Below are 13,747 nucleotides of genomic sequence, written 5' to 3'. Positions count from 1 at the left end.
GTGCGCTCCATTACGCCGGGTTTTTGGCTTTTGAACGGGAGGTACGTGATTCACCGATCAGCCAGTCAAAGATGAAAATAATTGCCAGCATCACCACGATCAGGATCGAACCGTAGGCAATGGCCACGCCGTATTCACCGTCTTCCACGCGGTTCAGAATGTAGGCCGTTGCGACGCGGGTATCTGGCGTGACGAGGAACACAATGGCGCTGACGGTAGTAATGGCGCGCACAAAGCTGTAGATCAGCGCGGAGAGGATAGCCGGGCGTAGCAGCGGCAGCAGGATGTGCGTGATGGTCCGTAGCGAACCGGCACGCAGGCTGAGCGAGGCTTCATCCAGCGATTTATCGATTTGCCCTAAGCCCGCAATGCCTGCACGAATGCCGACCGGCACGTTACGCATCACCATTGAGATAATGACGATGGCCGCCGTCCCGGTGAGGTACACCGGGGCGCTGTTAAAGGCCAGAATATACGAGACACCCGCCACGGTGCCGGGAACGGCAAAGCACAGCATGGTGGTGAACTCGATAGTTTTTTTGCCTTTAAACTGCTGGCGCACCACAATCCAGGCGATCAGCAGCCCGAAGATGGCGGTGATCGGCGCGGCGATCCCGGCGTACAGCAGGGTGTCGAGTAGCGAAGGCCACGCGCCGTCGCTCATCCCCTGACCAAACAACTTGGTAAAGTTCGCCAACGTCAGGGTGTAGTCCACGCCCCAGTTAACGGTGAAGCTGCCGTAGAAAATGCTGCCATACAGCAGGGCGTTAAAGGCGATCCATACCGCCAGCAGCGCGACTACGCTCCACACCAGCGTTACCGGCAGCGGTTGCACGTCGCCACGGTATGATTTACCGGAAACGGTGACGTACGAGCGTTTGCCGATCCACATGTACTGCACGCAGAACACCAGCAGGGAGAACAGCAGCAGGAACGCACCGAGCGTGCTGGCGGCCTGGTAATCGAGCTGTGAACCGGTGATGTAGAAGTAGATTTGTGTCGCCAGCACGTCAAAGTTACCGCCGAGTACCAGCGGGTTACTGAAGTCAGCCAGCGACTGCACAATGACAATCAAAAAGGCGTTTGCCAGCGCCGGTTTTAGCAGCGGGACAAACACGCCGTTAAAGGTCTGCCAGCGGCTGGCGCGCAGGGTGTACGACGCTTCTTCCAGCGACGGATGAATGGTTTTGATCGCCCCATCGAGGATCATAAACGCCATCGGGGTGAAGGCCAGCACCTGCGCCAGCCAGATGCCGGTAAACCCGTACAGCCAGTTGGTGTTGGTTAAGCCAAACCAGTCCACCATTAATTCGGTAATGTAGCCGGAACGGCCCATCATTAAGGTGACGCCAAGGCCGACGACAAACGGCGGCGTCACGATCGGCAGGATCGAGAAAATGCGGCCAATAATGGCGCTACGTCTGGCAATACGAGTGGTGTAAATCGCCAGCACCAGACCGAAGAAGGTACAGCCGACGCCGACGGCGATCGACAGCATAATGGAGTTGAGGATCACCTGAATGATATGCGCCTGCGACAGCACATTCATAAACGCCAGCGGGGCAAACTCTCCGGCGTCGTTGGTGAACATGGGAATGAAAATCGCGATGCTCGGCCAGACGATAAAAATCCCGATCAGCGCGACAATGGCGGTGAGCGATCCGATAACGAAACGGTCGCCACCCAGCCATTCTAGGCGGGTGAGCGCCAGCGTCATAATCGCGCCCAGCGCGACAAACAGTACGATGGTGGCATAGCCTAGGCCGCGTCCTTCAAGGGTGGCGCTGGCGACAATAAAGGCCATACAGAATAGCGACCAGCTCGCGTCGAGAGTGTGGCGGCTGCGCTGCTCGCGTTTGGCTTCCTGGAACGGACGTACCAGCAGCAGGCTCGGTAGCAGATACCACAACCAGCTAATATTGAAATGTGACCAGCTGTAGGCGGCGAGTATTTCCTCGCGCGTGGACTCCAGCAGTCCATAGTCCAGGCTCCAGCTTGGCAGCAGGGCAAACGCCAGCCAGCCGAGTAAAACCCAAAGGAATATCGCATCCCGTTTTTTCACGGGATGGAGTGCAAGTGTCTGTGACATAGCGGTTCCGGTGTTCAATCCTGATGTAGGCCGGATAAGCTTGTGCGCCATCCGGCATTCAGGGTGACGATCATTGCCGGATGCGGCGTTGCCTTATCCGGCCTACGTAACCTTATCCGAAGAAGGTCATCATGTTTTATTTGCCCATCTTCACTTCGCTAACCCACTTATTGATCAACGCTTTACGAACATCGGTAGAACCATATTTATCCATGTCGTAATTGATAAGCTTCAGGTCGTCGAGCTTCAGGGAGTTCGGTGACGTCTCGGCGGTGGTGTTGGTCAGGATCTGATAGGATTTGCCTTTCTTCCATGCCAGTTCCTGGGCATCTTTTGACAGTACCCAGTCAACGAACAGTTTGGCGTTGTCGAGGTTACGCGCGCCTTTCAGGATGCTGACGCCGCCAATTTCATAGCCGGTGCCTTCGCACGGCGAAATCAGCTCCAGCGGGGCGCCTTGTTCTTTTTCCAGCGAGTAGTCGTGCAGGAAGCCAATGCCGATCGCCGTTTCGCCACGGGCAGCGTTACGTGCCGGGGCAATACCAGACTTGGTGTACTGAGAAACGTTGGCATTGAGTTGCTTCAGGTAATCAAAGGCCTGATCTTCCCCCCACAGTTGGGCGAAGGTTGCCAGCGCGGTGTAGGCGGTGCCGGAGCTTTGTGGGTCGGCAATCTGGATTTCGCCTTTGTATTCCGGTTTAGTCAGATCTTTCCAGCATTTTGGCACTGGTAGGTTTTTCTCTTTCAGGCGCTGGGTATTGACGCCAAAGCCCAGAATACCGACGTAAACGGCGGAGGAGAGGTTACCTTTCACTTTCGCCGGATCGCGGAATTTCTCCATGATCTCGTCAAGTTTCGGTGATTTATATGGCTGCAGCAGACCCATCTCTCCGGCCTGAGACTGCGGATCCAACGTTCCGCCGTACCAGACATCCGCCTGCGGGTTTTTCTTCTCGGCATCCACTTTCGCCAGCGTACTGCCGGAGCCGTTGCGAATAAATGAGGTCTTCACATCATATTTTTCACCGAAGGCTTTGGTTTCGGTTTCGCACATTTCGTTGGTGGCGCTGCAGTAGACCACCAGACGACCTTCAGCCTGGGCAACGCTGCTTAACGCCGCCAGCGCGAGGGTGGAAGCAATCAGGGTAGAGGTAAGCGTCAATTTCATTGTTTTATCCTTTGACTGAGAGAAGGGGTAATGCCTGCAATAAGCAGCGGCATCAGCAATAAACCCATAACGACAGCGGCAACCGAGAGCAAACTGAACATTCCCGACCAGCCATAACGTTCAATGACCAGCGACAGCGGCCAACCCGCCAGCGCGGCCCCGAGATAGGCAAACAGCCCGAGAAAACCGGTGATCGAACCTGCGGCTGCTTTGTGTCCGCATTCGACAGCGGCCAGGCCAATCAACATCTGTGGGCCAAAAACAAAGAACCCCACGCTAAAGAAACAGGCCGCCAGCAGCGCATAGTGGTGAACCGGTGCCAGCCATAGGGCGGCGACAGAGACCATCAGCCCGAGCGTGAACAGCAAGATCATCGGCGCGCGCTGACCGCTGAACAGCACATCTGATCCCCATCCGGCAAATAGCGCGCCGAGCAAGCCACCGACTTCAAACAGCATCACCGTGGCGTTGGCGCTGAGCAGATTCACGCCGTGGCTTTCGGTCAGCCAGATGTTGCCCCAGTCGTTAAGCGCGATGCGGATCACATAGACCAGCACATATGACACGCCCAGCAGCCAGATCATCGGATTCTTCAGCATGGTGGTGCGTAACATTTGCCACAGCCCCATCGGCGGGCTTTGCTGCTGCTGGCGCAGTTCCAGCGGGTCCTGCCGCCATTCTCCAACCGTCGGTAATCCCTCTTCCTGGGGCGTGCCTTTCAGTTGCAGGGTGAGCCAGATCCCTAATGCCATGCTGATTATCCCCGGTGTCAGCATCGCTGCCTGCCAGCCCCACCAGTGGGCGGCGAAGGCGCTAATCAGCGGAATGATGGCTCCGCCGATGTTGATAGACATATTCCAGCAGCCCCACCAGAAACCGCGTTCGTTACGCGAATACCAGTGAGTCAGCAGGCGGGCGCAGGGGGGCCAGCCCCAGCCCTGGAAAAACCCGTTGAGCGTCCACACCACCAGCAGCAGCGTCAGTGATTCGCCAAAGGCGAACACCACGTTTAAGACGCCGGTGGCAAACAGGCCGATGCCCATAAATGCCCGCTGCCCGTGGCTGTCATGCCATAATCCGGCGGTGAACTTTGACAGGCCGTAGGTCAGATAAAACAGCGAACCCAGCAGGCCAATATCACTTTTATCCAGCCCCAGATCCGTTTGCAGCGCCGGGAGCACGTAGTTGACGCTTTTGCGCGTCAGGTAGAATGCGGCGTAGCCAATGACCATGCACATCAGTAGCCGGGGACGTAGCGCCCGGTAGCGTTGATCTGTTTCGCGTGATGCGCGTGCGTGCATGGCGGTCTCCATTTGTGCTGACTATAGGAAAGTGAAAGCAAAAGGGGATGAGAGAAAGTCCAGAGTGACTAAGACTTTTTCCTGGTTAATGATGGGTTTGTTGCAAATTTGTGGGCAGGTTAACAATTACCCGCGTACCGTTGTGCGACTCAAGCGTTAGCTCGCCACCCAGTGCGCTTACCCGTTCACGCATTCCCTGAATACCGAAACCGGGGATTTTTTCTGGCAGAATGCCCACGCCGTTGTCCTCAACGTGCAGAACCAGGCTGTGCTCCTGCTGGCGGAGCGTAATCGACACCTCGCTGGCGTTGGCATGTTTACAAACGTTATTGAGTAACTCCTGCAACAGGCGGTACAGCGTAAAGCGGACCGTTTCATTGTCTGGCGTATTTTTCAGCCGATAGTCAAACCGGCAGCGGATGCCCCGTTCGGCAAAGGCAAACTCATTCACCAGATGATGGAGCGCGTCTTGAAAGGACAGTTCATCGAGCGCGGGAGGACGCAGCTGGCGCAGCAACTGGCGGGTGGAGTGATGAATGCGCCGGGCAAGGTCATTGATCTGATTCGCTGCGTCCAGCGTTTGCTGTGGATCCTGTGCTCGCTTGACCAGCTGAGAGTGGATTTGAATGGCGGTAATGTTTTGCCCAATTTCGTCGTGCAGCTCCCGCGCCAGACTCTTGCGCGTATTTTCTTCGCTGCGGATCAGTTGCTCAGTTAACGCCCGTCGTGCCGTCAGCTCGGCTTCCAGACGCTGGCGATAGTGGTGCAGGTTCTGCGCCAGATGCTGCTGGCGGCTGATAGCGATACCCAGGCCAATACCCAACAACGCCTGGGTAGCGAGAAAAATTTCCAGTTCCAGTAAATTGCTGAACCCCACACCGATTTGCCGGGCGATGGTGATCATCATGCTGCCAAGCAACCCGGATAATACGCCGCCCTGCCAGCCAAACTTCCATGCCATCACCACGTTGGGCAGAAACACTACGATCAGCAGCAGGCGCTCAATGTCTGGTGACAGCACCATCTGAGTGCCGATGCCGATAATAAAAAACAGACTGCACCAAATGATAAGCGAGGTGCGCAGCGGCGGATTACGGGTGTCCAGTCCAAGCAAATGATAGCGGTGCTGCTGGCGCAGAAATTCGTAAATCAAATAAACAAATGGCGTCAACAGCACGCCGCCGGTAAACGACGCCAGGCCAATTAACATCGCCGGGCTTTCGATAAAGGGCGACAGGAGGGCGGTATTGAGCAATGCGGTGACGGTGACGGCGGCCAGTAGCAGCGTTAAGCGCTGCCAGTAGAGTGGGAAGCGGTGCCAGTAAGACTGGCCGATACTGGCCGGGATCAGGCTAATTAACGGTGCGGCCAGCAGAATATAACCATTTAATAATTGTTCGCTGTGTAGCCAGAACAGCATTAGCACCGGTGGTAGTACCAGCGCGGGCCAGTAGCGGCGTGACAGCAGGATCAAGAGTGCGAGATAGACGCCGTGTGGCAGAAATAGCGCTGCCTGCTGACCGTTTTGGGTCAGGTAAAATCCCAGCGTCCACAGCATCAGCCAGCCCGAACCCCAGGCCAGCAGGATAAACAGGGAGATCACCCAATGGCGAGCCGAGCGCGACATCAGTGCCCCGTCAGTAGCTGATGGTCGAGCGCAAAATGCACCAGGTCAATAGTGCTGTGGCATTGCAGTTTACCCAGCACGTTGGCGCGGTGGACGTGGACCGTTTTGTGGCTGAGGTCGAGCTTGAAGGCGATCTCTTTCACGCTGTCGCCTTTGACCAGCAGATCAAACACTTCGCGCTCGCGTGGGGTGAGCACTTCCAGCACCTGGGCGGGTTGTTCGCCGCCGCGTAGCGCCCGCAATGCGTCAGCGCACAGGTAATGCCCACCCATGCCCACTGAACGTACCGCCTGTACCAGTTCCTCAGGCCCGCAGCGTTTGGTCAGATAGCCGCTGGCACCGGCATCCAGCGCGCTTTGCACAAACGTCGGCGCGTCATAAATGCTGAGAATTATGGCGCGAAAGTTGGGTTTCTGCGCCCGCAACCGTTTTAACAGGCTCAGACCATTTTCATCCGGCATAGCGATGTCCATCACCGCCACGCTGACGTCATCGCGCAGTAACGCAGGCCAGGCATCTGCCGCGCTGCTGTATTGACCGATGACGTTAAGGTCATCTTCAAGACTGAGTAATTGCGCAAAGCCGGAACGCACCACCACATGGTCATCCACCAGCACAACATGGATCATTTTCTTGCTCTCTTGTCTGACAATGGCGTCTATGATGCCTGCCCGCATTACGCTGGCAATCACCGGGATGCTGTTATGTAACGAATGTAACAAAATCGCAATAATTTGCAGGTGTTGTAGGCCGGATAAGGCGCTTGCGCCGCCATCCGGCAACAGTGCCTGATGGCGCTGCGCTTATCAGGCCTACGAATTCCATCTGTCATGAGCGAAATAGCTAACTATTGCCGCTTTTTTTCTAAAAACGCTTTGTTCTTAGCCAGAATTTTTAATTCCTTTATCAAAGTGTGCCGTAACGAAATACTGCCCCACATAACAAGACAGGGGAGCAGACAATCATGGCTATATCATCGCGTAATACACTCCTTGCCGTACTGGCAGTGGTTGCATTTCAGGCGCAGGCGGTGAACGTCACCGTCGCGTATCAGACCTCCGCTGAACCGGCCAAAGTGGCGCAGGCGGACAACACGTTTGCTAAAGAGAGCGGGGCCACCGTTGACTGGCGTAAGTTCGACAGCGGGGCGAGCATCGTCCGGGCGCTGGCGTCTGGCGACGTACAGATTGGCAATCTTGGCTCCAGCCCGTTGGCGGTTGCGGCCAGCCAACAGGTACCGATTGAGGTGTTCCTGCTGGCGTCCAAACTCGGTAACTCCGAGGCGCTGGTGGTGAAGAAAAGCATCAACAAACCTGAGGATTTGATCGGTAAACGTATTGCCGTGCCGTTTATCTCCACCACCCATTACAGCCTGCTGGCCGCGTTAAAACACTGGGGCATCAAGCCCGGTCAGGTGGAGATTGTGAACCTGCAGCCGCCAGCGATTATTGCCGCCTGGCAGCGCGGGGATATTGACGGCGCCTACGTCTGGGCACCGGCGGTGAACGCGCTGGAAAAAGACGGCAAGGTGTTAACCGACTCGGAAAAAGTAGGTGAGTGGGGCGCGCCGACGCTGGACGTGTGGGTCGTGCGCAAAGATTTTGCCGAGCAGCATCCTGAGGTGGTGAAGGCCTTTGCCAAAAGCGCGATTGATGCCCAACAGCCCTATATTACTGATCCCGATGAATGGCTAAAGCAGCCGGACAACATCAGCAAGCTGTCGCGCTTAAGCGGCGTGCCGGAAGCAGATATTCCGGGACTGGTAAAAGGTAACACCTACCTGACACCGCAGCAGCAAACCGCCGAGCTGACCGGACCGGTGAACAAAGCGATTATCGACACCGCGCAGTTCCTCAAAGATCAGGGCAAAGTGCCCGCTGTGGCGACGGATTACAGCCAGTACGTTACCGATCGCTTCGTGCAATAAGGGGGCGCTGATGCTGCAAATCTCTCATCTTGCCGCCCGCTATGACGGAAAGCCGGTGCTGGACGACATCAACCTGACGCTCGACGGCGGTGAACTGCTGGTGGTGCTCGGGCCTTCCGGCTGCGGCAAAACCACGCTGCTGAATCTGATTGCCGGGTTTGTGCCGTATCAGCACGGCAGCATCGTGCTGGCGGGTAAAAAAGTGACAGGCCCGGGGGCCGAGCGCGGCGTGGTGTTCCAGAACGAAGGCTTGCTGCCGTGGCGTAACGTGCAGGATAACGTCGGATTTGGCCTGCAACTGGCCGGTGTAGAGAAGTTACAGCGTCAACGCATTGCGCAGGAAATGCTGAAGAAGGTTGGGCTGGAAGGCGCGGAAAAGCGCTTTATCTGGCAGCTTTCCGGTGGTCAGCGTCAGCGCGTCGGCATTGCCCGGGCGCTGGCGGCAAATCCGCAACTGTTGCTGTTGGATGAACCTTTTGGCGCGCTGGATGCTTTTACCCGCGAGCAGATGCAAACCCTGCTGTTGACGCTGTGGCAGGAGACCGGCAAACAGGTGCTGCTGATTACCCACGATATCGAAGAGGCGGTGTTTATGGCGACCGAACTGGTGCTGTTGTCTCCGGGACCGGGCCGGGTGCTGGAACGCTTACCGCTAAATTTCGCCCGCCGCTTTGTGGCCGGGGAGCCGAGTCGCAGCATTAAATCCGATCCGCAGTTTATTGCCATGCGTGAATACGTGCTAGGCCGCGTTTTCGCGCAACGGGAGGCGTTCTCATGACCGTGGTGATTAACGACAAACCCCGTCCGCGTGCGTTGCGCTGGCGCTGGCCGCTTTCACGTCAGATGACGTTAAGTGTTGGCACATTGGGCGTGCTTCTGGTGGTGTGGTGGGCAGTGGCGGCACTGCAATTCATCAGCCCGCTGTTTTTACCGCCGCCGGGGCAGGTGCTGCAAAAACTTATCGTCATTGCCGGACCGCAGGGCTTTATGGATGCCACGCTGTGGCAGCATCTGGCCGCCAGCCTGACGCGTATTGTCATTGCTCTGCTGGCCGCGGTGCTGCTCGGCGTGCCGGTGGGGATCGCGATGGGGCTGAGTCCGACGGTGCGCGGGATCGTCGATCCGATCATCGAACTGTATCGTCCGGTACCGCCGCTGGCCTATTTGCCACTGATGGTTATTTGGTTTGGCATCGGCGAAACCTCGAAGATCCTGCTGATCTATCTGGCGATTTTTGCCCCTGTGGCGATGTCTGCGCTGGCGGGCGTCAAAAGTGTGCAGCAGGTGCGGGTGCGGGCCGCTCAGTCGCTGGGGGCCAGCCGCGCACAGGTATTGTGGTTTGTGATTTTACCGGGTGCTTTGCCGGAAATTCTTACCGGGCTGCGGATTGGACTGGGTGTGGGGTGGTCGACATTAGTGGCGGCGGAGCTGATTGCCGCGACGCGAGGTCTGGGGTTTATGGTGCAGTCAGCCGGTGAGTTTTTGGCAACGGATGTGGTGCTGGCGGGAATTATGGTGATTGCCGTGATCGCCTTTATTTTAGAATTGGGTTTGCGTGCGCTTCAGCGCCGTCTGACGCCCTGGCATGGAGAAGTACAATGAGTGAACGTCTGAGCATTATCCCGCTGGGGCCCTATATAGGTGCGCAGGTCACCGGGGCGGATTTGACGCGACCGCTGAGCGATAACCAGTTTGAACAGTTGTACCACGCGGTACTTCGTCATCAGGTGGTGTTCCTGCGCGAGCAGGCGATCACACCACAGCAGCAGCGGGCGCTGGCGTTGCGTTTTGGCGACTTGCATATCCATCCGGTTTACCCGCATGCGCAGGGCGTTGAGGAGATCATCGTCCTCGATACTCACAACGACAATCCGCCGGATAACGACAACTGGCACACCGATGTAACCTTTATTGAGACGCCACCTGCCGGGGCGATTCTGGCGGCAAAAGAGCTGCCATCAACAGGTGGCGATACGCTGTGGACCAGCGGCATTGCCGCTTTTGAAGCGCTTTCAGAACCTTTCCGCCAACTGCTGAGCGGCCTGCGGGCCGAACATGATTTCCGTAAATCGTTTCAGGAGTTCAAATACCGTAATACCGAAGAAGAGCATCAGCGTTGGCTGGAGGCGGTGACAAAGCACCCACCGTTGCTGCATCCGGTAGTGCGAACGCATCCGGTGAGCGGCAAACAGGCGCTGTTTGTGAATGAAGGGTTCACGACACGAATTGTCGATGTGACGGAAAAAGAGAGTGAGGCGCTGCTCGGATTTCTGTTTGCCCACATCACCAAACCGGAGTTTCAGGTACGCTGGCGCTGGCAGCCTGACGATGTGGCGATTTGGGATAACCGCGTGACGCAGCATTATGCCAATGCAGACTACCTGCCGCAGCGGCGCATTATGCACCGGGCGACGATTCTCGGAGACAAACCTTACTATCGTGCGAGCTAACGTGCCCGATGGCGCTTTGCCCACCGGGCCCCGGCGTGCAGGCCGGACAGGGCGAAGCCGCCATCCGGCAACATCGCGTCATTAACGCAGAATTTTTTTCTCAGCCAGATCCAGGGCAAAGTAACTGAAGATCAGATCCGCGCCTGCGCGTTTGATCGAGCCTAAACTTTCCAGCACGACTTTCTCTTCATCTATTGCCCCTGCCAGGGCCGCGAATTTGATCATCGCGTATTCGCCGCTGACCTGGTAGGCGCCAATCGGCAATTCGGTACGTTCGCGAATATCACGCAGAATATCTAGGTATGCACCGGCCGGTTTCACCATCAGGCAGTCTGCACCCTGGGCTTCGTCCAGCAGTGATTCGCGAATGGCTTCACGACGGTTCATCGGGTTCATCTGGTAGGTTTTACGATCGCCTTTCAGCGCGGTGCCCGCGGCTTCGCGGAATGGACCGTAGAAGGAGGAGGCGAACTTGGTGGAGTAGGACATGATCGCGGTATCAGTGAAGCCCGCGGCGTCCAGCGCCTGGCGAATAGCCTGCACCTGACCGTCCATGGCGGCGGACGGTGCGATAAAGTCGGCGCCCGCCGCGGCGGCAACCACTGCCTGTTTACCGAGGTTCGCGAGGGTTAAATCGTTATCTACGCCGTGGTCACACAATACGCCGCAGTGACCGTGCGAAGTATATTCGCAGAAGCAAGTGTCGGACATGACGATCATCTCCGGCACGGTTTGCTTGCAAATGCGTGACATGCGCGCCACCAGTCCGTCTTCTTTCCAGGCATCGCTGCCGGTGTCATCGGTATGGTGGGAAATACCAAAGGTCATCACCGAGCGGATACCGGCGTTGGCAATGCGTTCGATTTCGCGTGCCAGATGTTTCTCTGGAATGCGCATCACGCCGGGCATGGCCTCGATGGCTTTGTAATCGTCGAGTTCTTCTTCAACAAAGATCGGCAACACCAGGTCATTTAAGCTGAGTGTTGTCTCTTCAAACATGGCGCGCAGCGCAGGGGATTTGCGCAGGCGGCGAGGGCGTTGGATTAGGTCTGTCATGGTATGCCTGATGTTTGTGGAATCGAAGGCCGTAGTATACCTCAACCTGTGTGTGGGTGTTTTACGAAAGTTGGCCTTATGCGAGTGAAACCCGCGTACCGTATTTTTAAAAATTTAATATGTGTTATTTATACTTTATTGAATTTATCATTTTTAATATCAATAGGTTTTGCTGTGGGTTTGATATTGTTTAATCGTTGATTAAATACCTTTCATTGTGCTTGTGTTTATTTGCTGTCCTTGTGGTTTTGTTTTTAATTATCATTGTATTGTATGGTTTATTTTATTAATTCTCCCATAATTTACTGAAAGTAAAGGGTTTATGCTTTTTTTGTTTGTATTTCGTTTATTGTCCGCATTCGGACTTAAAGTAAAGAATAATTGAACCTTTTATCTATGACGCCGCATAATCTTTCGGCGAAACATAATATGTTTACTATGCATTAATAATTGATGGATCAACTATATTACGTCCCTGAGGAGGGATGACAAATGCACACTTGGAAAAAGAAACTCGTAGTCTCACAATTAGCATTAGCCTGCACATTGGCAATCACTTCTCAGGCGAATGCTTCAACTGATATCTCTGGAACTACCTATACCACGTTCAATCATTACAATGATGCTTCCTACAGCGATGGTGTTTACTATGATGGATATGTTGGCTGGAATAACTACGACACGGATAGTATTTATAACGGTGATATTTACCCAGTAATTAATAACTCCACCGTTAATGGTGTCATTTCGACTTACTATCTGGATGATGGTCTTTCGACTAACAGTAATACCAATAGTCTGACGATTAAAAACAGCACTATTCACGGTATGGTAACGTCCGAATGTATGACGACGGATTGTACTAACCGTAGTGGTACCGATTATTACTACGATCGTCTGGCGATGAGCGTTATCAACTCAACTATCGATGACAATTACGAACATTATACCTACAACGGTAGCTATAATGACGCAGTTGATTCACACGTTGTAGATGTTTACAACCTGGGTACGGCTATCACTCTGGATCAAGAAGTTGATCTGTCTATCTCCGCCAACTCTCACGTAGCGGGTATTACCCTGACTCAGGGTTATGAGTGGCAGGACATTGACGATAACACCGTCAGCACCGGCGTAAACAGCAGCGAAGTGTTTAACAACACCATCGCGGTTACCGATTCCACCCTGACCTCGGGTTCATGGTCTGATGAAGGAACATCCGGCTGGTTTGGCAACACCAGCAATGCGAGCGACTACAATGGTAACGGTTGGAACGCTAATGATGTAGCATTAGCGGTTATTGCAAATCCAAATGCAGATAACGCGATGCAGACCACTGCCACGTTTAATAATTCTACGCTGATGGGTGACGTGCTGTTCTCTAGCAACTTTGATGAGAACTTCTTCCCGAACGGCGCAGATACTTACCGTGATACTGATGCCGACCTGGATACCAACGGTTGGGATGGTACTGACCGTCTGGATCTGACCCTGAACAACGGCAGCAAGTGGGTTGGTGCGGCAATGTCCGTACACCAGGTGGATTCCGATGGTGATGGTGTTTATGACAGCTACTCTGCGGGCACTGAAGCTACCGCTACGCTGATCGACATCACCGCCAACAGCCTGTGGCCTGATTCAACCTACGGTGTCGATAGTGACACGACCTCTTATGACGAAAATGGTCATGTGGTTGGCAACTCTGTCTACCAGAGCGGTCTGTTTAACGTCACGCTGAACGGCGCTTCACAGTGGGATACCACTAAAACGTCTCTGATTGATACTCTGAGCATCAACAGCGGTTCCGTTGTGAACGTGGGTGATTCTACGCTGATTTCTGACACCATCTCTCTGACCGGTGCTTCAGCACTGAACATCAACGAAGATGGGCATGTTGCGACGGATACGCTGTCTATTGACAACAGTACCGTAACGATTGCTGATGATGTTGCTGCTGGCTGGAGTGTAGGTAGTGCCGCGCTGTATGCCAATACCATTAACGTTACCAACAACGGTGTTCTGGATGTCGGCAACAGCACGGGCGATGCACTGCAAGTTGATACACTGAACCTGACCAGTTACACCGACGCTTACAACAATGTCAATGCCGGTGTTTTCGATATCAACAG

General features: G+C 54.9%; 10 protein-coding genes and 1 pseudogene. 5 read left to right on the top strand and 6 right to left on the bottom strand.

Annotation, left to right across the window (positions count from 1 at the left end):
- Nucleotides 1-10 precede the first annotated feature (10 nt).
- The 5 genes from FDX22_RS16095 to FDX22_RS16075 form a co-directional block, all read right to left on the bottom strand.
- The gene (locus FDX22_RS16095; protein WP_117342095.1) at nt 11-2,089 is read right to left on the bottom strand and encodes an iron ABC transporter permease; all 2,079 of its coding nucleotides are present in this window, start codon (nt 2,087-2,089) and stop codon (nt 11-13) included.
- Nucleotides 2,090-2,225: 136 nt separating this feature from the next.
- A complete protein-coding gene (locus tag FDX22_RS16090) occupies nt 2,226-3,257 on the bottom strand; it encodes an ABC transporter substrate-binding protein (protein WP_115259278.1) in 1,032 nt (343 codons plus the stop codon).
- On the bottom strand, nt 3,254-4,558 hold the full coding sequence (gene uhpC / locus FDX22_RS16085; protein WP_115259276.1) for an MFS transporter family glucose-6-phosphate receptor UhpC: 1,305 nt from the start codon (nt 4,556-4,558) through the stop codon (nt 3,254-3,256). Before uhpC ends, FDX22_RS16090 begins: the two co-directional genes overlap by 4 nt.
- A gap of 85 nt (nt 4,559-4,643) precedes the next feature.
- On the bottom strand, nt 4,644-6,185 hold the full coding sequence (locus FDX22_RS16080) for an MASE1 domain-containing protein (protein ID WP_146717453.1): 1,542 nt from the start codon (nt 6,183-6,185) through the stop codon (nt 4,644-4,646).
- Nucleotides 6,185-6,814 carry a response regulator transcription factor gene (locus tag FDX22_RS16075; RefSeq protein WP_115259273.1) on the bottom strand — a complete coding sequence of 210 codons (630 nt, stop codon included), beginning with the start codon at nt 6,812-6,814 and terminating at the stop codon, nt 6,185-6,187. The genes FDX22_RS16080 and FDX22_RS16075 overlap by 1 nt, the downstream gene beginning before the upstream one ends.
- Before the next feature lie 335 nt (nt 6,815-7,149).
- Between FDX22_RS16075 and tauA the strand changes: the two genes are divergently transcribed.
- From tauA to tauD, 4 genes are read left to right on the top strand one after another with little or no spacing between them, the layout of a single operon-like run.
- The gene (gene tauA, locus FDX22_RS16070; RefSeq protein WP_115259271.1) at nt 7,150-8,112 is read left to right on the top strand and encodes a taurine ABC transporter substrate-binding protein; all 963 of its coding nucleotides are present in this window, start codon (nt 7,150-7,152) and stop codon (nt 8,110-8,112) included.
- A gap of 10 nt (nt 8,113-8,122) precedes the next feature.
- A complete protein-coding gene (gene tauB / locus FDX22_RS16065; RefSeq protein WP_146717452.1) occupies nt 8,123-8,890 on the top strand; it encodes a taurine ABC transporter ATP-binding subunit in 768 nt (255 codons plus the stop codon).
- Complete coding sequence (tauC, locus tag FDX22_RS16060) at nt 8,887-9,714, top strand: taurine ABC transporter permease TauC (RefSeq protein WP_146717451.1); 828 nt, start codon at nt 8,887-8,889, stop codon at nt 9,712-9,714. Before tauB ends, tauC begins: the two co-directional genes overlap by 4 nt.
- Nucleotides 9,711-10,562, top strand: a complete 852-nt coding sequence (tauD, locus tag FDX22_RS16055; RefSeq protein WP_146717450.1) for a taurine dioxygenase — start codon at nt 9,711-9,713, stop codon at nt 10,560-10,562. Before tauC ends, tauD begins: the two co-directional genes overlap by 4 nt.
- 81 nt (nt 10,563-10,643) lie before the next feature.
- Here tauD and hemB read toward each other — a convergent pair whose 3' ends face one another.
- Entirely contained in the window at nt 10,644-11,618 is a 975-nt protein-coding gene (gene hemB, locus FDX22_RS16050; RefSeq protein ID WP_117342100.1) for a porphobilinogen synthase, read from the bottom strand.
- A gap of 492 nt (nt 11,619-12,110) precedes the next feature.
- Between hemB and FDX22_RS16045 the strand changes: the two are divergent.
- Nucleotides 12,111-13,747, top strand: a pseudogene (locus tag FDX22_RS16045) (autotransporter outer membrane beta-barrel domain-containing protein); the annotation flags it as partial.

It is taken from the genome of Citrobacter sp. TBCS-14 (genome assembly GCF_005280805.1).
Taxonomy (GTDB): domain Bacteria; phylum Pseudomonadota; class Gammaproteobacteria; order Enterobacterales; family Enterobacteriaceae; genus Citrobacter; species Citrobacter gillenii.
This window is presented reverse-complemented; position numbering and strand designations above follow the sequence as displayed.